Here is a 21,113-nt window from a genome sequence, read left to right as displayed (position 1 = left end):
CTTCGCCTACACCGGGGCGTGACGGGCTGGTCAGCGTACGCCCGGCTCCTGGTCACGCAGTGCCCGCTCGACGGCCTCCCGTACCCGGGCGTCCTCACTGCTCCTGCGTCGTACGCGGTGACGACGCGCGAGCAGGACCAGGTCGAGGGTGGCGTAGTCCTGGTAGACGCGGACCGGGTCCAGCGCGCTGAGCACGGTGACCGCACTGGTCAGCCTGATCTTCTCGGTGCAGGCGGCGATCGCGGCGAGCACGACCGCTGGTGAGGACACGGCGAAGTCGAGGCTGTGATGCTCGCCGAGGGCAAACACGTCCAGTCCGAGCCGCTCGCCGAGGACGGCGTAGTCGACGGTGTCGTCGATGCGCTGCCCGGCGGTGACTTTCCGGCCCGTGTCGAGGCTGATCTGTAGGTCGCTCAGCGACAGGATCCCCAGCTCCATGATCGTTTCTCCGCCGGGTTCAGTTGCTGATCGCGGGCACGGCCCGCAGGAACACGTTCATTGGTTTCCTTTGGTTGGTGTCGCTGGTCAGGCGAGGGTGATGGCGAGTTTGCCGATCGTGCCGAGCGTGAAGTCGCCGAACGCGGCGGGAACCTCGTGCAGTGCGTAGGTGCGGCTGACCGGGACCGTGAGCCGCCCGGCGGCGGCATCGGCCGCGAGCCGGTCCAGGGTGTCCGCGGTCGGGGTCGCCATCACCGCGGTCGCGGCGGGGTGCTGGTCCGGGCCGAGACCGAGGGTGCTGGCCAGGCGTCCCTTGTCGGTGAGCAGAGCGGTGAGAGCGGCGCCGTCACCGGCCAGATGCAGGACCACGTCGACCCCGCCCGGGGTGATCGCGCGGACCTGAGCAGCCAGGTCACCGGTGTGATCCACGACATCGGTGGCACCGAGCCCACGGACGAAGTCGGCCTCCGCGCCGGGCCGGGCGGTGGCGATGACCTTCGCGCCGGCCGCGGCAGCGTACTGGATCGCGATCGCACCGACCCCGCCGGTCGCGCCGCTGATCAACACCGTCTCACCGGACTGTGGGGCGACCGCGTCGAGGGCGTCCACGGCGGCGGTGCCGGCCAGGCCGAGCGCGCCCGCCACTGTGGCGTCCAGTTCCACAGGAAGCTTCGCGATGCCGATCGCCTCGCTCACCGTCACGAACTCGCCGAACCCTCCGTCGCCCAGGAACGCCTTCGTCACCACACCGAACACCCGGTCGCCGGCCGCGAACCGGGTCACGCCGTCACCGATCGCCTCGACCGTGCCGGCGAAGTCCTTGCCCAGCACCACCGGGAAGCGGTGCTCCATCATCCCGGCGAGATACCCGGCGGCCACCGCCGTGTCGAACCCGTTCAGCGACGACGATTCCACCCGCACCAGCACCTCACCGATCGAACGCGCCAAAACCGCCGGGAAACTCCGCGCCGACTTCGTCGCCGAAGACATGCCCATGTTCCTCATGGCGAACGCCGGCGTCCTGACCGCCACCGCCGACGCCGCCCCCGAAACCTGGCGCCGCCTGATCAGCTACCTCCTCCAAGCCTGCGCCGCCCCGGGCGCACATCCCCTACCCACCCCAGCCACACCCCGACAGATGTACCGCGCCATGCTCCGTTCGACACCGCAGCAACGCGGCCGGTAGGAGGGGCGAGTCACCCGGAGCCGGCGCCCACCTCTGCGGTCCTACAGCACCTTGAGGATTTCCTTCGCGAGAGGGCCGGACGAGGCGGGGTTCTGACCCGTGTAAAGGTTCCGATCGCTGACGAGGTAGGGCTCGAAAACGGGGCCACGGGAGTAGTCGGTGGGAAGGTTGCGCACTTCGTCTTCCATAAGCCATTTTGCCTTGTCCCGCAGGTGCACGCTCTCCTCCTCGTCGTTGGTGTACCCGGTGGTTCGGTATCCGACGAACGGGGAGTTTCCATCGACGTCACGGGTGGCGAGAAGAGCGGCGGGTGCGTGGCATACGACGGCAAGGGGCTTACCGGACGCGAGTGCGTCTTTAAGAAGCTTCCCGGAGTCGCGGTCATATGCCAGGTCTTCCATGGGGCCGTGTCCGCCGGGATAGTAGACGACATCATAGTCGTCGACGCTGACGTCCCTCAGGACGAGGGGATGGCGCAATTCTTCGGCCTTTTCGATGACGGCTTCATGTTCGAGCGAATTGGCTTCGCTGCCCGTCATGCTGGGGCGCAGGCTCATGGTGTCGACGGTGGGAATGACGCCGCCGGGGGTTGCGATGGTGACCTGGTGGCCCGCCCCGGTGAAAACACTGTAGGGCGCCACGAATTCTTCAGCCCAATAACCGGTGGGATGACGGTGGCCGTCCTTCAGCGTCCAGTACTGTGCTCCGGAAACCACGAACAAGACTTTAGCCACTCTTTTCGCCCTCCTTGAACTGGCCCGGCGGAACGGACGGACGAACTAGGCAGAACGCATCGAAGACTCAGCAGCAAGCCGGCTTGTCGAAGCCAACGTTACCGACCAATCCACACCGAGGCAGGGTAATCCGACAGACCCGATGCTTGGTCGCTCGTTCGCCGTCCGGAAAGGTAATCGAGTGGATCCCCCGGGGGTCACTGAACTCTCGACTGCGACCCGACAGACGACCCTCGCCCTCGACGAGAGTGCCGTGCACCCACGCGACCGGATCGACATGGGTTCACGCCATGCGAATTACGCCCTTATACAGGGTTCACACCGAACATCCGCTTTGCGTCCTGAAACTGATGCGGATCGATCGTGCAACCCCGACCACCACAACCGCCGATGCTCATCGGACGAGCACCATCCGAGCACCCAAACGTCCACGAGGGACGGAAAGCAGCATGGGCCTGACCGCTATTCCAGCAGGTCAGACCCTTGATGATCTTGTGCGCCCGAAGGGGCTCGAACCCCTAACCCTCCGATCCGTAGTGCGAAGTGGATTCTTGGTCCCCTCCATGTTCGGATCTACCAGAAATCCCTCCGGCCGCCTCCACCTAGTCTGCATCAGTCCCGCTGAATCCCCGCAGGTCCTGGCCCTACATAAATAGGCTCCGATGCCGTCGATCGGGCGGGTGTTAGTCGGACTTGCAGCAGCCGTCCGTGCATCCGGCGGCCGCGCGAGCGTTGGCGGCCGTGGGTAGCGGAGTGCAGCAGGTGTCTCCCCGCCAGGCCTCACGGCCCTCCTTGATCGCTACCGCCGCGATGACGAGTGCTGCCACCGGGTCGGCCCAGGACCAGCCGAACAGGCTGTTCAGCACCAGTCCCACGAGCAGCACCGCAGACAGGTAGGTGCAGAGCAGGGTCTGCTTCGAGTCCGCCACGGCGGAGCGGGAGCCCAGTTCCCGGCCGGCCCGGCGTTGGGCGTAGGACAGGAACGGCATCACCGCCAACGACACCGCCGCCAGCATCAGACCGACCGACGAATGCTCCGCCTCGCCACCGCTGAGCAGGGCGCGTACCGCGTCCACGGTGACGAACGCCGCGAGGGCATAGAACGACGAGGCGATCGCTCGCAGTGCCACCCGCTCCCGTGCCTCCGGGTCACGGCCGGCGAACTGCCATGCCACCGCCGCCGCGGAGGACACCTCGATCACCGAATCCAACCCGAACCCGATCAGCGCGGTGGACGAGGCCGCGATGCCGGCGCTGATACCGATGACCGCCTCGATCACGTTGTACGTGATCGTCGCAGCGACGAGCAGCCGGACCCGCCGCGCGAGGACGGCCCGACGATCCGGCCCTGGTGAGAGGCTGATCGTGGTCGCCATCAGCAGCAGCCCTGCTGCTCGGAGTCCGGGCACGCCTCCGGGTCGACGGCGAGCACCAGCCCCAGCAGGTCACCCAACGCGTGAGTCAGGCGCGGGTCGGCCAGTTCGTAGCGGGTCCGCCGGCCTTCGGGGATGGCCACCACGAGACCGCATCCGCGTAGGCAGGCGAGGTGGTTGGACAGGTTCTGCCGGGTGACACCCAGCAGGTCCGCCAGCTCCGCTGGATAGCCGGGGCCGTCGCGGAGCGCGAGGAGCAGGCGGGAGCGGGTGGGATCGGACAGGGCGTGACCGAACCGGGCCAGCACTTGGCCGTATGTCAGTGCCTCCATGACGCCCAGGGTACAGGATTCGCTGTATTCAGGTTGGACTGAACGCGATGTGGAGTGCACCGCCCGCGGCATGGATTCCCGATCGCCGGCCACAGCGTCGCCGCCTGGGTCGTGGACGTCGAAGACGTACCGGACCATGACGCGTCGGGAACCGGCGGGACCGAACAGGCGGCGGAAACCAGGATGAGGACCGCCGCACCGGCGTCCCGGTCAGGGACAGCGTCAACCAGGAACAGACAGCGGCGTTCGGGCGTCCCCGAGGCACCCACGAAGGCAGGGGCCAGACCCACCCGAGCGAGCTATCTCCTATCTTGCTTCGGAGTCACGGGTCCCCTAGCCTGGTGCTTCGATCGCTCACCGGTTCCAGAAGCTCGCCGATTACCCGCCGGGCGACCCTTTCGGGTGAGCAGATGGCATCGGCGTGAGACCTCCTCCCACGTCGATCCCAGGCACGCCTCTACGGCGAGGAACAGCCGCACGTTTCGAGATCGGGAAGGGGTGGCCACGATCATCGCCACCGTCTACCGATACGGGACACCCGCACGGTTCGAGATGCCCGGGGAGGCCGTCGAACAGCTCCACCTCGCCTACCAACTGCGCCACACACTCGTGGAACTCACCCGCCAGCACGAGCAGGCGATGCGGACGCTGTGGTCGGGGAACCCCACCGTCGCCGCTGCGGAGAGCCGTATCGACGAGACGACCGCATGCGTCGAGCAGCTCGTGCGGCAGGTAGCCGAGGAGCGCGTAGCGGACCGTTCGGCCGCCACCCGCCCCGACACCGCCGCCGCCCTGGCGGCGGCCCGTGTTCAGGCGAGAACGGCACGGGTCGCGCGTCGCGACGCCATCCACCGTGCATACCCGCTGGTGAAGGCGGACGTCGAACGACTGCGAACGGACCACAACACCGCGGTCAAGGTCACCTATGCGGACTTCGTCCAGCAGCGTGGCCTCTACTGGGCGACCTACAACGGCGTCGTCGACGATCATCGAGCCACCGTGAAGGCTGTCGAGGCCCGCCGTAAGCAGGGCCAGTCCGCCGAGTTGCGGTCCCGGCGGTGGACCGGTGAGGGCACGATCCGGGTGCAGTTGCAGCGAAGCTCCGGTCAGCCCCCGCGTACACCTGCCTTGCTCGCCTCGGGTGGGGGTAGCTGGCGCAAGGTGTTCCAGTTACGACCCTGGGTCCCGGCCGCCGAGTGGGCGGCGATGAGCCGGGCCGAGCAGCGGCGCGCCGGTCGCGGTGAGGCGGTCCTGTGTATCGGCGGTGGCCGAATGATCACCGTTCCGGTCCAGGTGCACCGGATGCTGCCCGACGACGCCGATATCGTGGAAGTCCAGCTGACCCGCCGCCGAACCGCAGGGAACTGGTCGCTGCAGGTCACGGTGACGGTCCGGCTTCCGGACCCGCCACCGGTCACCGAAGGGCCTCGGGTCGCCGTCCACGTCGGTTGGAGGTCCCGCCCCCACGGCGCGGTGCGGGTCGCCACGTGGGCCAGCAGCGACCCACTGCCCGTGCCGGGCCACCTCGCCGACGTCGTCACCGCTGACGACGCGGGGAGCTGGGGAGAGATCGTGGTCCGTCCCGCAACGTCGGGCCCCGGCCGGTGGATGGGGATCGCCGAGCGGCCGGGGGCGACCAGGTCGGCGCGGGACGTGGGGTTCGCGCCCGCGCGCGCCGAGGTGGCCCGGTGGCTGGACGAGCATCCGCAGCCCGATCCTCGTCCGGAGGATCCGGAGCGGCTGCTGACCGGTGCCCGGGTACGGGCATGGCGGGCGCCGGGGCGGCTGGCCGCATTGGCGTTGCGGTGGCGCCAAGATCCACCGCCCGGCGCCGAGGTCGTGATGAAAACGCTGGAGGCGTGGCGCCGCCAGGACCGCCAGTTATGGGAGTGGGAGGCCCACGAGCGGGCTCAGGTGGCGAACGGTCGTGACGACGCGTGGCGGCGCGTCGGGTCGTGGTTGGCCAGCCTGGCTGGACTCGTCCTGGTCGACGATGCCAATCTCGCGGTGTTGAGGCAACGCGACGATGCCACCGAGGACGACCCCGTGTTGCCTGGTGATGCCGCCCGTGCCGCGCGGGCGCGGGCGACCCTGATGGCCCCGGGGCGGTTACGGCAGGCGGTAACGGAGGCCGCCGGGCGGCGTGGTGTTCCGGTCCAGGTGGTGGCGGCCGCGGGCCTGTCCCGGACCCACGCGGTGTGCGGTCGCGTCGGTGCTCGCGACGGGCGGTACGCGGCGTCGGTGATGGTTATCTGTACGGGGTGTGGGCAGACATACGATCAGGACCGCAACGCGACCGTCCTGATGCTCGCCGCCGCATCGGTCGATCCGGGGGCGCTCATGGGATAGGCGCGTGGACACACCTGGCGCGACGAATCGTGGTATGTATCGATCCGTGAAGCGGCAACCGCTTGTGGAGAGTCGAGATGCCGGCGCAACGGCTTTGTAGTTGCGACTACAGCGGTCACGTCGTGGTCCTCAATAGGCTCGAACAGTGCCCGCGCAACGGCTTTGTAGTTGCGACGTTACCGACCGCCGGGAAGATTGGCGGTCGCTGTCAGCCCGCGCCGATCTCGGGCGGGGCAGGGGTGCCGTTGACGAACTCCCGCCGGTCGGTGAGGTCGTTTGCTGCTATTCGCCGGTTACGGCTGTCGCGGTGGCGTGGCCCTTTACGGAAGTATCGGCTTGGGCGGCGGCGTGTATTGCGCGCAACTGCCGGATCGCCGCGACGGCGCGCGGTCCGTCGAAGATCTGAATGGCGAGCAGTTGCACCGATTCGGAGTTCGTCAGTGCCAGTGACCCGCACATGGCGGTGCGGTTGAACTGGACGGCCGACACCATCGTCCATGGGACGGTCAGGTCGCGGTGAAATCCGCGTACCCGCACGCCATCGGGGTTGGCGTCGACCCGCAGCCGCAGCGGAAGCAGGGCCAGGGCGGCGACGATCGGGCCGAGGCCCATGAGCGCCCACTGGTCTTCTTCGGTGAGCGCGCCGCCGTTGCTGGTCGTACCGCTCAGTGTCCAACCCCACCAGATATACGCGACGAGGATGATCGGTGCGGCCACGATCGAGATTCGGCGCAGTCGTCGGGGATGCACGGTGAGGGACGTCACTGTGTGCTGCTGGTCGTCGCTCACGCGAAGCTCCTGATCGCTCGATTCCTGGTCAGGCGGCGTTGAACTCATTCAACGGGCACCCTGCCGTCACGATGGCTCGTCCGAAAACCACGGACGTCCGCCGACAGTCAGTGTACCGGCGAGCGGTGCCTACGGTTCGCGGATACCGTTGCGTCGACCATTGACGGGGTTACGGCGGGAGAGTGTGTGCGGCAACGGCTTTCATCGGAATCTGATCGCTATCGTGGCCGGCGCCGGGTGCCGCGTCCGTCCCGGCGGCGTTACGGGATGGTGGCGATGGCCGCGTTAGTCGGCGCCGGACTGACCGTCGCGGGTGTGCAGTACCTACCCGATACGAAGTCGGTCGCGCGGCCCGCGTTGGTCGACCTCGGCGCCGGGTCGCCGACGGCCGAAGTGGCGGCGCGGGCCGAGGCCGCCGAGCGGGCCTCCCGCTCCAGGGCGCGCGACTCCGCGGAGGATGGTGTCCGGGCCGATGAGGATCGGTGGCGACTGCCGCTCGGGGAGTACGCGTTCACCGTCGCGTACGGGGTCGTCGCCGGGCAGAGCCACCCGGGGGTTGACCTGAGCGCCGCGCCGGGGCGGGAGTTCCGGGCAGTGCACGCGGGCAGGGTGACGTTCTCCGGTTGGCGGGGCGGTTACGGGAACAGCGTGGTCGTCGACCACGGCAACGGCATCCAGACCCTGTACGGGCACGCGTCCACGTTGCGGGTGACCGAGGGTCAGTCGGTGTCCGCCGGTGACGTCCTGGGGCTGGTCGGCGCTACCGGAGACACGTACGGTCCCCGGCTGCATTTGGAGGTCCACACCGCCGGGGCGGCCCACGACCCCGTTCCGCTGCTGCGGTCGTTCGGCGTCGATCTGGAACTCGGAGTCGAGAGCGTCGGGTGAACCCCGACCCGCCCGGCGACCGGCGACGTGACGGTCTGTCGGTCCTTACCAGCAGAACGGGACAAGCAGCACGCTGAGCGGCGCCGTGGCAATCGCGAGCAGGACGGCGGCCAACCGCCACGGGCGCTCTCGCCCCGCGCGTCCGCCCAACAGTCGGTGCGCGCGCGCCGCGGCGCCGGGACCGCCGGCATTGAGCACGCCCTGGCGGCGTGCCATGGCCAGTACCGCGAGTGCCTCGGCGACAGACCACGCGCCGTGCCGGTGGGCGGCGACGTCGTCGGCGCGCAGCTCCAGCAGGGCCGGTACGTGCCGTTGCGCGGCGGTGAAGACCGGCACGAACGGAAACGCCCGGGCGAGGATGGTCGACCACCGGATGTGCAGGTGGTGGCGCTCACGCAGGTGGCAACGCTCGTGGTCGAGGACGGCCGCCAGTTGGGCGTCGGTCAGTGATCGGACGGCGCCGGTGGTGGCGACGATCGCGGGGGTTCGCCCGGCGAGGCAGTACACGGCCGCTTCCTCCGCCGGCAGGACGTGTATCCCCCGTGCGGTGTCGGTCCGTGCGACGAGGCGGACCGTGCCCATGTGTCGGCGTTGTCGCCTGAGGTCGCCAATGGTGCAGGCCACGGCGGCCCAGGTCCAGCGCAGCGCCACCGCGACGAGTAGGGCGAGGGCGGCGGGGCCGACCAGTAGCGGCACGTGGGCGTCGGCCCGGTTCGCCACGACCGCGTAGGTGAGGGTGAGTTCGGCGATCACCCCGGGCGGGTGCAGCACGGCGAGGGCGGCAGCTGCCGCCGTGGCGGCGAGCATCCACACGATGGCCATGTGCCAGCCGGCGACCGCCACCAGCGGGTACGCGGTTCGCTGGGTGGTGCGTACCAGGAGGTGACGCCCGGCGGTGGCCACGACCGTCGCGTAGGCGAGCAGGACCATGGCGGCGATCACTGTTCTTCTCGCCGTCCGCGCTGGCGCAGTGCCGCCCGTAACGCCTTGGCCTCTTCGTCGTCCATGCCGGCGAGGAAGTGCGCGAAGACGGCGCGGTGGTCCGGGCTGTCCGTCAACGCCTCCCGCATGAGGTTCGCCGCCGCGATCTCGCGTGAGGCGGTCGCCTCGTAGAGGTGGGCCCGGCCATGCTGGGTGCGGCTGAGCCAGCCCTTACGGAAGAGGTTGTCCATGACCTTTTGGACGGTGGTGTAGGCGAGGGGTCGTTCCTGGTAGAGGCTTTCCATGATCTCGCGTGCGGTGGCGGCCCGGCGCCACGTCCAGAGCCGGTCCATGATCGCCGATTCCAGGTCGCCCAGCCCGCGCATGTCGGTCCTCCTCGTCGGGCCTCACTCTAGCGAGTACCGCCGGCGCCGCGACCGGTCAGCCACCGGCCGGGCCGAGGTCGTGCATCCGTCGCCGGCGCGGCGTTCGACGCCCCTCGGCATCACACCGATGAATCGCCATCAATAGCACGAAACCCGCTTCATATTCTATAAGGTATTCACTTGCCTTTAGCAGTACGTAACCGTTGACAGTATCGGAGCTAATCGGGCAAACTGCCACCTAGTTGTCGTAGGCCCTTTCTTTGGGGTCGGGGAGACGCCGGGGGTGGGGCGATGACGTTCGTGCGAACGCTCACCGTCGCGCTCGGCGTCCCGCTCGTGGGGTTGCTCCTGGCCTTCGGCCTCAGCCTCGACTGTGCGGTGGCGCAGGTGACGACACCCCACCCGGGTGCCTCGGTGAGCGGTCCCGCGCATCCCCACCGGGCACATGACGGCGCCCTTCGGGGCCGCACCGTCCTGGCTGTCTCCTCTGCACCGGTCACGGGCATCCCGTACCCGAGCACGGCGACGCCGCCGGCCGCTCCGGCGCCCGCGTATCCCGGTGCCCGGTCCTGTCTGCGCGACGCTCCCGGCTCGGGCATCCCCGCGGTGCCGTCGTCCCAGGTGATCCGCTGCTAGAGACGCTCCGCGTCGGCGTTCCTCAGTTCAGTACCGGGTTTCAGCCTGCCTGAAGCGCAATCTCACGCGACGGTGACGCAACTGTCCTCAACGGGCGCACAGGTGCGGCCCTTGATCGACCGTGCCCGCGAATTCCACCGGGTGATCGCCGCGCAACGAACTCATGACGTTCCTGCCCTGCGATCCGAGGCGATAGCGATGAATTTCAGAATCAGCGGGGCACTGGGTGCCCTCCGTCATGACCTTCCGGCATCCCTGGTCGTCTTCCTGATCGCGTTACCGCTGTGCCTGGGGGTCGCCGTCGCATCCGGTGCCCCGGCCGAACTCGGCCTGCTGACCGGGATCGTCGGTGGACTGGTCGTCGGTTTCCTACCGGGCAGCAGCCTGCAGGTCAGCGGGCCGGCTGCCGGTCTCACCGTGCTCGTCTACGAAGCCGTGCGCGCCTACGGCCTGGGAACGCTGGGCGTCATCGTCCTTGCGGCGGGCCTGGTGCAGGTCCTGCTCGGCCTGATACGGGTCGGCGGCTGGTTCCGCGCGATCTCCTCGTCGGTCGTCCTGGGCATGTTGGCCGGTATCGGCGTCGTCCTGGTGATCGGCCAGACGTACGCGGCGTTCGACCAGACGACCCCGGCGTCCGCCGTGGCGGGGCTGACCGGCCTACCCGATCTGCTGTCCGGCGCGATCCACACCCCGAGCGTCCTGATCGCGGCCTGCCTCGGACTGGGGACCATCGCGGTCATCACCGCGTGGCCCCACACACCGAAATGGGTACGGGCCGTACCGGGATCGCTTGTCGCGATCGCCCTCGCGACGACCGTCACGGCCGTTCTGGACCTGCCCGTGGACCGTATCCAGGTGCAGGGGATCCTCGACACCCTGCATCCGGTCGCCGTCGGGGACCTCGCGTCCCTCACCCGGGCCGGTGTGCTCGGCACCGCCGTGGCGTTCGCCCTCATCGCCTCCGCCGAGAGCCTGTTCAGCGCAGCCGCGGTGGATCAGATGCACCGCGGACCCCGGACCCGGTACAACCAGGAACTCGTCGCCCAAGGGGTCGGCAACACCATCTGCGGACTTCTCGGCGCGATCCCGATGACCGCGGTCATCGTCCGCAGCGCCGCGAACGTGCGGGCGGGGGCGACGACGAAAGCCTCCCGTACCCTGCACGGCCTGTGGCTGCTGCTGTTCGCCGCATTCCTCCCTGCGGTTCTCGGGATCATCCCCATGGCTGCCCTCGCCGGAGTCCTGATCCACGCCGGGGTGAAGCTGCTGCCGTTCAGACGGTTGGTGACACTGTGGCGGGTCGACCGGGGTGAGGTGGCGGTGTTCGTCGGCACCAGCACGGCGATCGTCGCCACCAACCTCCTTGAGGGGGTCATCGCCGGGCTGCTCATGGCGCTGGTCAAGTCCGCCTGGAACATGTCGCACGTCGAGGTACGGCGGCAGGACGACGCCGGGGCGACGCGGATCGCGCTCGCCGGCAACGCCACCTTCCTCCGGCTGCCCCGCCTGCTCGACGTCCTCGAGTCCGTTCCGCACAACCGTGCCGTCACCCTCGACCTGTCCGGGCTGCGGCACCTCGACGAAGCGTGCCGGACCGCGCTACTGACCTGGGCCACCCATCACCGCAGCGGCGGATCCGAGGTACACCTGCAAGACCCCGCCGCAGCGGTCCTGGGAACCTCCGATCGGACCAGCGGCTGAGTATCCCCTCGGGGCACCGAACCGTCGCGGGCAGTGCCAGCGACCCGCGACAGGTCGGTGTGACGCCGGTTCCCCGGCGACCGCGATGCTCCCCGGGTGGGGTGTTGCTACGTCCGCATCCGTCCCGTCCGGCGGCGGTACATCACCAGGCCCACGGCGGCCGCGGCGATGACGACCACGCTGGCGAGGGCGATCCACAGGCCGACAGGTGGTCCATCGTCCTGGCCCGCGGCTGCTGTGGGAGTCGGGCTGGTGTCGGCCGAGGCGGTGGGCGGCGCGCTGTCCTGCGTGGGTGTCGCCGCCGCGGAGGTCGGTGCCGCGGAGGTCGGCGCGGGCTGGGCCGCCGGCTTCAGCTTCAGCACCGGCGCCGGGTTGTCCGGCTCCGGCTGGCCCGCGGCGGAGACGCCGATCCAGCGGGAGACCTTGCCGTCGCCGTAGGTCTCGATGGTCTTGAAGGCGAGTTGAGTGGCGTCGGCGGGCAGGTGCGTGATGACGATTGAGTGCACGGCGTTCTCCCCGACCGGCAGGGCCTTACCGGCCACGGTGTACCCATCGGCGGCTGGCACCAGCTTCCAGCCGGGCGGCGCCTTGGCCAGCCTGACGTCCTCGGGCCGGATGCCCGCGGGCAGGATCACGCGTTCGGAGACGATGCCGGAGCGGGTGGACTCGGCCTCGCCGTCGAAGGTGACCGTGACATCGCGGGCCCCGGCTTGGGGATTGTCCGCGCTGACCTCGACGTGCGCCCAGGCAGGCGCCGCGAGCATGCCCACCGTCGCCCCGGTGACGGCTCCGACAATCACGGCTCGACGCAGGTGAGAAACACGCATTGCTGACCTCCTCCTGAAGAACCCCTGCTGGATAACGCCGATACGCCTGTTACGCACCGTTGGTCGGTGACAGGGGTGGGAATGGTTCCCGCCGGGGCGGCGTCACGGCTGCTGGCCGTCGAGGTCGCGCGGGGTGGTGCCCGTCGCGGTGACCCCGCCGGAACACGCCGCGCCCTGCTCAAGACCTGCGTTGATCCGTGCGGCGTTGATGAACTCGGTGATCTGCACGTCGTCGGCGGAGTCCACCTTGAGCTGGTAGCCCCATGCCTGGAGGGTGATCGGTGAGGAAAGGTTCTCCACCGGGCTCATCAGCATGTACTCGGTGCCCGTGACCCGGGCGGCGAGAGCGGTGACCTGATCGGCCGGTAGGTCGGGACGGTGGGTGATCCAGACCGCGCCGTGTTCGAGGCTGTGGACGGCGTGTTCGTTGGCGATCGGGGCGTCGTAGACATCGCCGACGCAATTCTGCCAAGCCCCGTTGTGTTGGCCGCCGACTGGCGGCGTGACCTCATAGGTCAGCGGGCCGGACCGGTGGCCGCTGTCCAACCAGGCGGGTTTCTGGGAGACGTAGTCGACGACTCCGGCGATGGTGGTGAGCCGGTCGGACCACGGTCGGGCTCCGCGCCAGGAAGCGAAGCCCGCGTAGCTGATGATCGTGACCGCGAGTACACCCACGGCCGTGACGAGGGCGATGACACCCCACGGCCGGGGTGGGCGTACCGGGATGGCCTTGCGCTGACGGCGGCTGCTCTTCGGACTCACGGTGGTCCCTTTCGCGTCGTGGATGGGGTGACGGTGATGGTGCAGATCGGGTGCGGCCCTGGGCGACGTTCGCGCCTACGGGCGGAAGATCCGGTGACCGGAGAGCCGCGATCGGCGCGGTCCGGGCGGGCCGGGAAGCCGCTGGGCGGGTTCGACGATGACGAAAGTCTTCGGGCGCGGCTGCGTCTATGTGCCCGCGTAGGAATGCAGGCCGGAGATGACGAGGTTCACCGCGAAGAGGTTGAACATCATCGTCGCCCAGCCGACGATGGCGAGCCACGCGGTCGTGGAGCGCCGGACGCTCGCCGTCGCCCTCGCGTGCAGATAGCCGGCGTAGACGACCCAGGAGATGAACGCCCAGGTCTCCTTCGGGTCCCAGCCCCAGAACCGGCCCCAGGACGCCTCGGCCCAGATCGCCCCGGCGATCACCGCGAAGCTCCACAGCGGGAACGCGAACGCGTGCAGCCGGAACGTCAGCCGTTCCAGCTCCGGTGGGCTCGGCAGTCGGGCGGCCAGGGTGCTGAGCAGACTGTTACTCCCCCGGTCGGGCCGTGCGGCGATCAGGTACGCGGCCGCGGTGAGGGCTCCGAGGAGGAACACCCCGGAGGAGATCGCCGCCGCGCTGACGTGGATCTTCAGCCAGGTGGAGTTGAGGGCGGGTACGAGCGGACCGGCCGGGGTGTACACCTGCAGGGCGGCGATGCCGAGCAGGATCAGCGCGGCGGTCGTGACGTAGAGGCCAAGCGGGCGCAGTTCGGGCCGCCGTTTCGCCACGAGCAGCCACGCGATGACGCCGGCGAGGGTCACGGCGAGGATGAACTCGTACATGTTGCCCCACGGCACGCGTTGCGCGGCGAGACCGCGGGCGATCAGGGCGCCCGACTGGGCGACGGCGGCCACGACGGTGGCCGTCGCCGCCACCGAGCCGGACCATCTCTCGACAGGCCCCGGCCAGACGGCCGTCGCGACGGGCGGTGCCTCGACGACGGGACCCTTCGGACCGGCACCGACCCGCACCAGCTGGGCGGGCCGCGGCTGGGCCGGTCGGGGATGTGCGGGGTTGCGCAGGCTCCAGGCGTAGGTGGCGGCGTGGGCGACCAGAGCCACCAGGTAGCAGCCCATGGAGACGACCAGCAGCTGGTCGGACAGGCCGGCCATCACCGCGAGATCCGGATCGGCGTCGACACCGGCGGACATGGATGGGTCACGGGTGTTCTACCTCCGTCGGGTAGCCGGCGATCGTCAGCGCGGTGGCGAGCTGCTGGGGGTCGCAGGTCGTGGGGTCGGCGTCGACGACACAGCGCCCGGTGCGGGCCGAGGTGTGGGCGTGATGCACCCCTGGCAGGCCCTGGAGGGTGTCGTTGACGCTGACCGCGTCCAGGACGCCGCTCAGTCCGGACACGATCAGGTGATAGGTGACGGCTTCGTGCATGGTTCGACCGCCTTTGGTCATGAGCGTTCACACGGGTAGGGCACAACGGGCCATCGGCGCCGGCACGACGTCGTGGACGGCACGTCAGGCCGACGTGTCATGGGTTCGATGGGTGCCCAAGGGGGACCCGCTCAACGCGATCCGGGCGGGCTCGTGGGCGGGGTTACGTGTGCATCCGGGTGTCGCGGGCGTCGCCTAGGTGCGGCAACGACATCCGCTGTCCAGGGAGGGGTGGCAATGAGCCGTGGAACCGGCTTCTACGTTCGCAGGATGCCCAGCTGGGACAGCGCCGGCCGAGACGGGCGCGGTCGTGCTCCGGGCCGTGGCCCTGGTCGGGGATCGTCGGCGGCGTAGCCCCTGGTCTCGCGGTTGACGAGGAGAAACGCGAGGACCAGCAGGAGCAGGCATGCCCCGACGGTCCTCGCGGTCCCGCTGCCGTGGTCCGGGCCGTCGGCGACGTCAACGGCCACGGCGAGGTCCGAACCGGGCGCCCCCCGCTGGGCGACGTCGACAACTTCGGGGGTGTGGCTGACGGCGGTGATGGCGGTGCCGGTGGCTGCCACGGCGGGACTGACCAACCCGGCCGCGCACTGCACGCCGTGCAGCCACGCGAGTGCCAGGGCGGCGACCATGATGATCAGGGCGCGTGCCTCGTGGGGCGCGCGCGGCTGGTCAACGGGCGCCGGCATGCGGCCACGGTACAACATTCTCATCAAGTCACCCCCTGCGCGAACCGGTCATCGGCCGGACCGCGAAGGGTTGCCCGCTCCTGTCGTTGCGCGGTGTCACGGCAGCATGCCGGCCCACTCGTAGTGGTGACCTTGTCGGGTCAGGTATCCGCATGGTGTGGCGTCTCGGGGGCGCCGTCGGGTTGGCGGTCGGCGGTCGCCTGGTCGCGTTGGGCGAGGCGGGTGAGCATGGTGTTGTACGCGGCGAGGGCGTCGTCTTCGTGGCCTTCGGCTTGCGCGCGGTCGGCCGCGCGGTCCAGGCGCCGCTGTTCGCGTTCGTCGGCGCGGATCCACTGGACCAGGAGAACGGCCAGGACGATCAGGGTCGGTATCTCCCCGAAGGACCAGGCGATGCCACCGGCGGTGCGTTGGTCGTCCAGCGGGGTGTCGCCCCAGGGTCGGGCCAGGGCGGTGAACCAGTCCGCGGCAACCAGGGTGCGGGACTGCATGAGGGCGACGCCGAGGAAGGCGTGCAGGACCATCGCCACCAGCACGAGGAGCATCCGCACAGGGTGGGGTGGGCGGCGGGGGGCGGGGTCGACGCCGATGACCACCCAGAAGAGGAGATAGCCGGTGGCGACGAAGTGGATCATGACGATCAGGTGGGTGGCGTGGGAACGCAGCGCCATCTCGTAGAGGCCGGTGAAGTACATCGCGTAGAGGCTGCCGACGTAGAGGGCCAGGGCGACCACCGGATGGGTCAGCACCCGCGCCGGCCGGGAGTGCAGGGCGGCCTGGATCCACTCCCTCGGGCCTGGCCAGTGCGGGTCTTTCGAGGCGGGTAGTGCCCGCAGGGCCAGGGTGACCGGGCCGGACAGGGCGAGCAGGATCGGGGCGACCATGGTCAGGAGCAGGTGCTGGGTCATGTGGACGCTGAACAGGACCGGGGCGTACCGGGCGACGCCGCCGGAGGTGGCCACGACGATGACCGCCCAGCCGGCCAGGAACACCACGGTCCGCGACAGCGGCCACGTGTCGCCGCGCCGGTGCAGCCGCCACACGCCGCGCAGGTAGAGGCCGGCGGCGATGACGGCCGCGGCGATCGACAACGGTTCCGGAAGCCAGTCGCCGAGCAGACCGTCGGCGGTCAGCGGGCCCGGCATCGGGTAGCCGAGCAGCGCCTGGGCGATGCTTTCCTCGCCGGCCGCCTGGACCGGTGCCGGGGTTCGGGACAGGGCGACGGCGGTGCCGATGGCGGCGGCGAACAGGAGCACTTCGACGGTGGCGGTGGTGACGAACCGGAGGCGGTCCCCCGCGTTCAGGGCGGGCATCGCGGCCCGGCGCTGCCACCACCCGGCGGCGCCGAGCCCGACCAGGGCGATCACCTTGATCAGGACGAGTTGGCCGTAGCGGGTGTCGACGAGCGTGCCGAGGTCGGGCAGCCGGACGTAGGCCGAGAGGAGCCCGGATACCCCGACGAGGGCCAGGCAGACGGTCGCCAGTGGTGAGAACCGGCGTACCGCGACGGGCAGCGCCGCCGTCGGTGCCCGATTCGTCAGGGCCAGGGCGAGTAGCCCGCCGGCCCAGACCGCTACCGGGACGACGTGCAACAGCAGCCCGGACACGGCGAGTTGGTGGTTACTCGCCGCGGCGGCGTGGCCGGTGAACACCGGGGGCATGACGGCGACGACCGCGAGGACGAGGGCGGTCGTCGCACCGCGCGGGGTGATGGCGGCGCGGCAGAGCAAGAAGATCACCGCGGCGAGCCACGCGGACAGCCCGAGGGCGCGGCCGAGTCCCACCGTGGTCGCGAAATTGATCACCGCGTTGATGGAGACGGCGTCGGCGACGGGAACTCCGAGGAGGTCGGCCAGGGTGTAGCACAGCGCGGCGACGGACGACAGGCACCAGGCCAAGGCGGCCCAGCCGGCGGCACGGACCCGCCGGTACCCGGTCGCGGACAGGCCGCCCGCGTCGCTGCGAGGTGAGAGCAGCACTGCCGCGAGCAGGAGCCCGATCGTCGCGACCGCGAACACCTGCATGCCCAGCCGGGCGGCGGGCACCGCCCACACGGTGACTGCCCCGGGGTCGACCAGTCCGGGCAGGGACTCACGGCGGGCCGCGCCGCCGTACCAGAGCAACGCGGCCATCACGCCGCCCGCGACCGCCATGCCCGCGACCGCGCGCGGCCACCAGCCGTGGACTGCTGTCCTGGTCACGACCGGCTGGTCCTGCGCCGCAGCAGGACGCTGACGGCGCCCCCGACAGCGGCCACCAGTGCCGCGGCGCCGAGGCCCCATCCCAGCGCGGAGCCGGATCGGCCTGTGGCGCTGTCAGCTGCGGTGACGGCGGCAGCAGGTGGTGTTGGTGTTGGTGACCCGGCAATTGACGCGGGGGTCGGGGTTGTCGGGGTTACGCCAGCGGCGGTGAGGGTGAAAACCTGTGATCCCTGTACGGGGTGGCCGTCGACTGAGACGACCCGGAACGCCACCGTGTATGTGCCGGCGGCCAGCGGCTGGGTCAGGGCCTGGGTGCCGCGTACCCCGTCGACGACCGGCTTGCCCACGGTGACCGCCATCCCCCGCGCCGTGGTCACGGCGATGGTGGTGAACTGCGGGTCCAGGCGCTCGGCGAACTCCAACACCACCTGCGTCGGCGGCACGTCGAGGGTCGCACCTTTCGCGGGGGTCGACGTGCGGAGCGAGTTGTGTGCCCAGGCCGGGGACGGTGCGATGACCGCTGCGATCACGCAGGCGGCGAGGACGGCCACGACTCGGCGCAGCGGGCGCATTTCTTCGTCAACTCCTGTGACCTGCGGGGACGGGTGGCCCACGGGTAGTCGTTGCGGACTGCGGGGAAGTTCCCGGCCGTTACCAGGAGTCCTGGCAGTCCTGCGCCGCGGTGCGCGGCTCGACCTGAAGGGTGGCGTGGTCAATGCCGAAACCCTCATGCAGTTGCTCGCGCGCGTCGGCGAGCACGGTGGCCGAATCGGCTCCCTCGGCGAGGGTGAGATGCGCCGACACCACGTCCATGCCTGAGGTCAGGGTCCACACGTGCAGGTCGTGGACGTCCGTGACGCCCGGCACCTGCCGCAGCCGGGTCTCGACCTCGCCGACGTCGAGGTGCTCCGGTGCCGCCTGTACCAGTACCCGCACCGCGGACCGGCCCAGTTACCAGGTGCGCGGGAGGATGAACGGCCCACCGCGACCGCTACGACGAGGTCGGCGTACAGCCACCCGGTGGTGGCGATGATGATGGCCGCGGCGATCACCCCGAGTGAGCCGAGTAGGTCGCCGACGACCTCGAGCCGCCAACGCCATGCCGATGCCCTGCATGTCGGTGAACATGTGCCCGGCGTCGGACAGCAGCGCCAGTGATCCGGTCCAGAAGGCTGCCGCGCCTTCGACCAGCATGAACACGGCCAGGACGACGAACGCCGTCCAGAGGCGTTTGCGGTGCCGCATACGCAAGCTTGGATTGACTGCGATGCGCATGAGACAGCTGGATCGAACAGGGTGTTCGTCGACTCCGGAGAGCAGCGGATCGGTTCGGTTCGACGCTGCGGTCCCGCACTCCCAAGCGAGCGCGTGGCCCGTGGCCCGACTAACAACGACCTCCACCACCAAGGGTCCCTGTGTTCCTATACCGGGCAGGCTATCTCCTATCTTGCGTCGGAGTGGACCCTTCCCTAATGTGGGGCATCGACCGGTTGTGGGGCGTCGGCCTCCCCCTCCTCAGCCCCCGGAGAGGCACCCCGACGGTCAATCAATTAAGGAGTCGTACTGGTGGCAAACCCGCCCACCCAGTCCCGCTCGCCGGATCGGCCGATCGCCCCTCACGTCAGGCCACTGCGAACGCTCCGCGGCCTGCTGCTAATCGCCACGGCCGTCTGTGTCGGCCTGGCGCCCGGCGCCATCGCGCACGCGGCGCCCACGCCGCAGGAGATCGAAACGCAGATGGACAAGCAGTGGGAACAGCTTGAGCCGACCATCGAGGAGTACAACAAGGTCCACAGCCAGTTGCTCGTCAACCGGAAGAAGTCCGACGAGCTGAAGCGGAAGATCCAACCGCTCGCACTTCAGGTCGACATGGCCCTCGGGCGGGTCGGCGAGCTCGCCTCCCGGTACTACCGCAGCGGCCCGTCATCCACCCTGAACGCGTTGCTGGCCAGCGGTGACCCGATGATGCTCACCGATCAGCTGACGCTTCTCGACCGGCTGGCCCGCGAGGAGCAGCAGCAGATCACGGAAGTGGTCGCCGCCCGGGACAAGTTCAACGCCGAAAAGGCGAAGCTCGACGGGTTGATCGCGCAGCAGACGAAGCAGGACACCGAGCTGGCCGGCAAGCGCAAGCAGATCGACGGGGAGATCAAGCGGCTGGAGCAGTTGCGGCAGGCGGCGTACGGATCGAGCACCGCCGGTGGCGCGCTGCGCAAGGGGCCCTGTCCCGCGACCTACATCGGGGGTCCCGCGGGTACCGCGGTGAAGACCGCGTGCGCCCAGATCGGCAAGCCGTACGTGTGGGCCAGCAACGGGCCGAACTCGTTCGACTGCTCCGGTCTCACCCAGTTCGCCTGGGGCAAGGCCGGGGTCTCCCTGACCCACCACACCGGAAAGCAGTGGACCGAGGGCAAGGTCATTCCCCGCGCCCAGGCCCGCCCCGGCGACCTGGTGTTCTTCTACGGCGACCTCCACCACATGGGCATGTATGTCGGCAACGGCCTGATGGTGCACGCCCCCCGCACCGGCGATTTCGTCAAGATGAGCAGCATCGACGTCATGCCCGTCGTCGGATTCCGACGCCCGGGCTGATCCCCTTTCTCCTCGTCACGATCCCCCGCCCGAGGTGGACGTCAGGTCGGTCGACGATGAGGTACCCGTACCAGTACGCCCGCGCGGATCCCGCTGCCCGATCCGCGCGGGCCGGCCCAGCTCCCGCGCGGCGAGGCAGTGTCACGTTCGGCTCCTGGGGCACCAGCGAACTGGTGTTACCGCGCGATGTTCGCCTGGCCCTGCCCGGATCGTACCCGCGGTGTCCCGGACGGAAGTCGTGCCGCCCGCTCCGCGAGCATCGTACGGTGGCGGGGTCGCTAGCGGGTGCCGTCGTGACGGTCTGCGCTGGTGGTTCGGGTGTGGGCGACCCCCTGTCGCTCAGGCGCGGCTGCGCCGAGAAGCTTCCCGAACTGCTGCGCCAGCCGCACGCCGGTCACGCCGTTGGCACTGAATCGGCGGGTTTCGCCGGTCTCGAAGCTCAACGTGACCGTCACTCACCCGCTCAGCACATCGCTGTTGCCCCAATGCACGTCGTGGGGACTGATCATCGACTGTGCACCCGGGAGACGCGCCGCGCGTTCGATGCGGGTGGTGATGGTCCAGGCGGCGACGACGCCAACCGCCCCGGTGACGAGCAGGACGGCCGCGGTGATCGCCAGCCCGACACCGAGCGTCGTGTTCACGGCATCGGCGACAGCGTTGGCGACAGCGGCGAGACCAAACGCGGTGACCGCCGCTGCACCGCCGAATCGGTAGAGGCGGCCGGGGTGATGCTCGGGTGACCCCGTACGGCGTCTTCCCCGAAGATCAGGCTGACGGTTTCGCCGGTCTCGACCTCGACGGGGGACACCTTCGCGGCCGCCAGGTTACGTCGCGTACCGAGGGTTGTCGGGATCTCGAAGGGCATGTGTCCCGTTGT

23 protein-coding genes and 1 pseudogene are annotated in these 21,113 nt (G+C 69.7%); 6 read left to right on the top strand and 18 right to left on the bottom strand.

Translation table 11 applies throughout. The features are described 5' to 3' along the window. Positions 1-30: 30 nt before the first annotated feature. Positions 31-438: an LLM class flavin-dependent oxidoreductase gene (locus tag OG792_RS34455; RefSeq protein ID WP_329106070.1), complete on the bottom strand. Its 408-nt coding sequence runs from the start codon at positions 436-438 to the stop codon at positions 31-33. Positions 439-525: 87 nt separating this feature from the next. Next, complete coding sequence (locus tag OG792_RS34450) at positions 526-1,428, bottom strand: alcohol dehydrogenase catalytic domain-containing protein (protein ID WP_329106068.1); 903 nt, start codon at positions 1,426-1,428, stop codon at positions 526-528. Between the two features lie 4 nt (positions 1,429-1,432). Here OG792_RS34450 and OG792_RS34445 point away from each other — a divergent pair, with 4 nt between their 5' ends. Continuing rightward, positions 1,433-1,624 (top strand): hypothetical protein, encoded by a 192-nt coding sequence (locus OG792_RS34445; protein ID WP_329106066.1) that lies wholly within the window; start codon positions 1,433-1,435, stop codon positions 1,622-1,624. Between the two features lie 41 nt (positions 1,625-1,665). Here the strand turns inward: OG792_RS34445 and OG792_RS34440 are convergent, their stop codons facing one another. The 3 genes from OG792_RS34440 to OG792_RS34430 all read right to left on the bottom strand — a co-directional run bounded on the left by OG792_RS34440 (position 1,666) and on the right by OG792_RS34430 (position 4,072). Beyond that, entirely contained in the window at positions 1,666-2,358 is a 693-nt protein-coding gene (locus OG792_RS34440) for a type 1 glutamine amidotransferase domain-containing protein (RefSeq protein WP_329106064.1), read from the bottom strand. 683 nt (positions 2,359-3,041) lie between these two features. Beyond that, positions 3,042-3,734: a cation transporter gene (locus tag OG792_RS34435; protein ID WP_329106062.1), complete on the bottom strand. Its 693-nt coding sequence runs from the start codon at positions 3,732-3,734 to the stop codon at positions 3,042-3,044. Continuing rightward, complete coding sequence (locus OG792_RS34430; protein WP_329111618.1) at positions 3,734-4,072, bottom strand: ArsR/SmtB family transcription factor; 339 nt, start codon at positions 4,070-4,072, stop codon at positions 3,734-3,736. Before OG792_RS34430 ends, OG792_RS34435 begins: the two co-directional genes overlap by 1 nt. Before the next feature lie 543 nt (positions 4,073-4,615). Here OG792_RS34430 and OG792_RS34425 point away from each other — a divergent pair. Next, positions 4,616-6,412 (top strand): hypothetical protein, encoded by a 1,797-nt coding sequence (locus OG792_RS34425; protein ID WP_329106060.1) that lies wholly within the window; start codon positions 4,616-4,618, stop codon positions 6,410-6,412. Positions 6,413-6,694: 282 nt separating this feature from the next. Here OG792_RS34425 and OG792_RS34420 read toward each other — a convergent pair whose 3' ends face one another. Then, a complete protein-coding gene (locus OG792_RS34420) occupies positions 6,695-7,249 on the bottom strand; it encodes a PH domain-containing protein (RefSeq protein WP_329106058.1) in 555 nt (184 codons plus the stop codon). A 138-nt stretch (positions 7,250-7,387) separates the two neighbouring features. On the opposite strand from OG792_RS34420, the gene OG792_RS34415 reads away from it, so the two are divergent. Beyond that, entirely contained in the window at positions 7,388-8,089 is a 702-nt protein-coding gene (locus OG792_RS34415) for a murein hydrolase activator EnvC family protein (protein WP_329106056.1), read from the top strand. Positions 8,090-8,134: 45 nt separating this feature from the next. Here the strand turns inward: OG792_RS34415 and OG792_RS34410 are convergent, their stop codons facing one another. Continuing rightward, positions 8,135-9,031 carry a M56 family metallopeptidase gene (locus tag OG792_RS34410; protein ID WP_329106054.1) on the bottom strand — a complete coding sequence of 299 codons (897 nt, stop codon included), beginning with the start codon at positions 9,029-9,031 and terminating at the stop codon, positions 8,135-8,137. After that, positions 9,028-9,396 carry a BlaI/MecI/CopY family transcriptional regulator gene (locus OG792_RS34405; RefSeq protein ID WP_329106052.1) on the bottom strand — a complete coding sequence of 123 codons (369 nt, stop codon included), beginning with the start codon at positions 9,394-9,396 and terminating at the stop codon, positions 9,028-9,030. Before OG792_RS34405 ends, OG792_RS34410 begins: the two co-directional genes overlap by 4 nt. A gap of 291 nt (positions 9,397-9,687) precedes the next feature. On the opposite strand from OG792_RS34405, the gene OG792_RS34400 reads away from it, so the two are divergent. Both OG792_RS34400 and OG792_RS34395 read left to right on the top strand, forming a co-directional pair. Further along, entirely contained in the window at positions 9,688-10,032 is a 345-nt protein-coding gene (locus tag OG792_RS34400) for a hypothetical protein (RefSeq protein WP_329106050.1), read from the top strand. 198 nt (positions 10,033-10,230) lie between these two features. Beyond that, complete coding sequence (locus OG792_RS34395) at positions 10,231-11,733, top strand: SulP family inorganic anion transporter (RefSeq protein WP_329106048.1); 1,503 nt, start codon at positions 10,231-10,233, stop codon at positions 11,731-11,733. Between the two features lie 107 nt (positions 11,734-11,840). Here the strand turns inward: OG792_RS34395 and OG792_RS34390 are convergent, their stop codons facing one another. The 8 genes and pseudogenes from OG792_RS34390 to OG792_RS34355 form a co-directional block, all read right to left on the bottom strand. Then, positions 11,841-12,560 carry a DUF1775 domain-containing protein gene (locus tag OG792_RS34390; protein ID WP_329106046.1) on the bottom strand — a complete coding sequence of 240 codons (720 nt, stop codon included), beginning with the start codon at positions 12,558-12,560 and terminating at the stop codon, positions 11,841-11,843. 102 nt (positions 12,561-12,662) lie between these two features. Next, complete coding sequence (locus OG792_RS34385; protein WP_329106043.1) at positions 12,663-13,322, bottom strand: DUF3105 domain-containing protein; 660 nt, start codon at positions 13,320-13,322, stop codon at positions 12,663-12,665. A 186-nt stretch (positions 13,323-13,508) separates the two neighbouring features. After that, complete coding sequence (ccsB, locus tag OG792_RS34380) at positions 13,509-14,480, bottom strand: c-type cytochrome biogenesis protein CcsB (RefSeq protein WP_329111617.1); 972 nt, start codon at positions 14,478-14,480, stop codon at positions 13,509-13,511. 46 nt (positions 14,481-14,526) lie between these two features. Beyond that, on the bottom strand, positions 14,527-14,754 hold the full coding sequence (locus OG792_RS34375; protein ID WP_329106042.1) for a heavy-metal-associated domain-containing protein: 228 nt from the start codon (positions 14,752-14,754) through the stop codon (positions 14,527-14,529). 257 nt (positions 14,755-15,011) lie between these two features. Next, the gene (locus tag OG792_RS34370) at positions 15,012-15,443 is read right to left on the bottom strand and encodes a hypothetical protein (RefSeq protein ID WP_329106040.1); all 432 of its coding nucleotides are present in this window, start codon (positions 15,441-15,443) and stop codon (positions 15,012-15,014) included. A 140-nt stretch (positions 15,444-15,583) separates the two neighbouring features. Then, a complete protein-coding gene (locus OG792_RS34365; RefSeq protein ID WP_329111615.1) occupies positions 15,584-17,593 on the bottom strand; it encodes a cytochrome c oxidase assembly protein in 2,010 nt (669 codons plus the stop codon). A gap of 44 nt (positions 17,594-17,637) precedes the next feature. Next, positions 17,638-18,213, bottom strand: a complete 576-nt coding sequence (locus OG792_RS34360) for a copper resistance CopC family protein (RefSeq protein ID WP_329106038.1) — start codon at positions 18,211-18,213, stop codon at positions 17,638-17,640. A gap of 79 nt (positions 18,214-18,292) precedes the next feature. Further along, positions 18,293-18,916 (bottom strand): annotated as a pseudogene (locus OG792_RS34355) (cation diffusion facilitator family transporter). Between the two features lie 291 nt (positions 18,917-19,207). On the opposite strand from OG792_RS34355, the gene OG792_RS34350 reads away from it, so the two are divergent. Beyond that, entirely contained in the window at positions 19,208-20,233 is a 1,026-nt protein-coding gene (locus tag OG792_RS34350) for a C40 family peptidase (RefSeq protein ID WP_329106036.1), read from the top strand. Positions 20,234-20,688: 455 nt separating this feature from the next. Here the strand turns inward: OG792_RS34350 and OG792_RS34905 are convergent, their stop codons facing one another. Both OG792_RS34905 and OG792_RS34340 read right to left on the bottom strand, forming a co-directional pair. Then, a complete protein-coding gene (locus OG792_RS34905; RefSeq protein ID WP_442932349.1) occupies positions 20,689-20,877 on the bottom strand; it encodes a hypothetical protein in 189 nt (62 codons plus the stop codon). Then, positions 20,874-21,101, bottom strand: a complete 228-nt coding sequence (locus tag OG792_RS34340; RefSeq protein ID WP_329111629.1) for a hypothetical protein — start codon at positions 21,099-21,101, stop codon at positions 20,874-20,876. The genes OG792_RS34905 and OG792_RS34340 overlap by 4 nt, the downstream gene beginning before the upstream one ends. Positions 21,102-21,113: the final 12 nt, after the last annotated feature.

It is taken from the genome of Micromonospora sp. NBC_01699, assembly GCF_036250065.1.
Classification (GTDB): domain Bacteria; phylum Actinomycetota; class Actinomycetes; order Mycobacteriales; family Micromonosporaceae; genus Micromonospora_G.
The sequence above is the reverse complement of the archived record's forward strand: the minus strand, read 5'-3'. Positions and strand labels throughout refer to the sequence as shown.

Coding starts and splice junctions, on each gene's coding strand:
- OG792_RS34455 (WP_329106070.1), bottom strand. CDS start 438: ATGGAGCTGGGGATCCTGTCGCTGAGCGACCTACAGATCAGCCTCGAC.
- OG792_RS34450 (WP_329106068.1), bottom strand. CDS start 1,428: ATGTCTTCGGCGACGAAGTCGGCGCGGAGTTTCCCGGCGGTTTTGGCG.
- OG792_RS34445 (WP_329106066.1), top strand. CDS start 1,433: ATGTTCCTCATGGCGAACGCCGGCGTCCTGACCGCCACCGCCGACGCC.
- OG792_RS34435 (WP_329106062.1), bottom strand. CDS start 3,734: ATGGCGACCACGATCAGCCTCTCACCAGGGCCGGATCGTCGGGCCGTC.
- OG792_RS34425 (WP_329106060.1), top strand. CDS start 4,616: ATGCCCGGGGAGGCCGTCGAACAGCTCCACCTCGCCTACCAACTGCGC.
- OG792_RS34420 (WP_329106058.1), bottom strand. CDS start 7,249: ATGAGTTCAACGCCGCCTGACCAGGAATCGAGCGATCAGGAGCTTCGC.
- OG792_RS34405 (WP_329106052.1), bottom strand. CDS start 9,396: ATGCGCGGGCTGGGCGACCTGGAATCGGCGATCATGGACCGGCTCTGG.
- OG792_RS34400 (WP_329106050.1), top strand. CDS start 9,688: ATGACGTTCGTGCGAACGCTCACCGTCGCGCTCGGCGTCCCGCTCGTG.
- OG792_RS34395 (WP_329106048.1), top strand. CDS start 10,231: ATGAATTTCAGAATCAGCGGGGCACTGGGTGCCCTCCGTCATGACCTT.
- OG792_RS34390 (WP_329106046.1), bottom strand. CDS start 12,560: ATGCGTGTTTCTCACCTGCGTCGAGCCGTGATTGTCGGAGCCGTCACC.
- ccsB (WP_329111617.1), bottom strand. CDS start 14,480: ATGGCCGGCCTGTCCGACCAGCTGCTGGTCGTCTCCATGGGCTGCTAC.
- OG792_RS34375 (WP_329106042.1), bottom strand. CDS start 14,754: ATGCACGAAGCCGTCACCTATCACCTGATCGTGTCCGGACTGAGCGGC.
- OG792_RS34370 (WP_329106040.1), bottom strand. CDS start 15,443: ATGCCGGCGCCCGTTGACCAGCCGCGCGCGCCCCACGAGGCACGCGCC.
- OG792_RS34365 (WP_329111615.1), bottom strand. CDS start 17,593: ATGGCGGTCGCGGGCGGCGTGATGGCCGCGTTGCTCTGGTACGGCGGC.
- OG792_RS34360 (WP_329106038.1), bottom strand. CDS start 18,213: ATGCGCCCGCTGCGCCGAGTCGTGGCCGTCCTCGCCGCCTGCGTGATC.
- OG792_RS34340 (WP_329111629.1), bottom strand. CDS start 21,101: ATGCCCTTCGAGATCCCGACAACCCTCGGTACGCGACGTAACCTGGCG.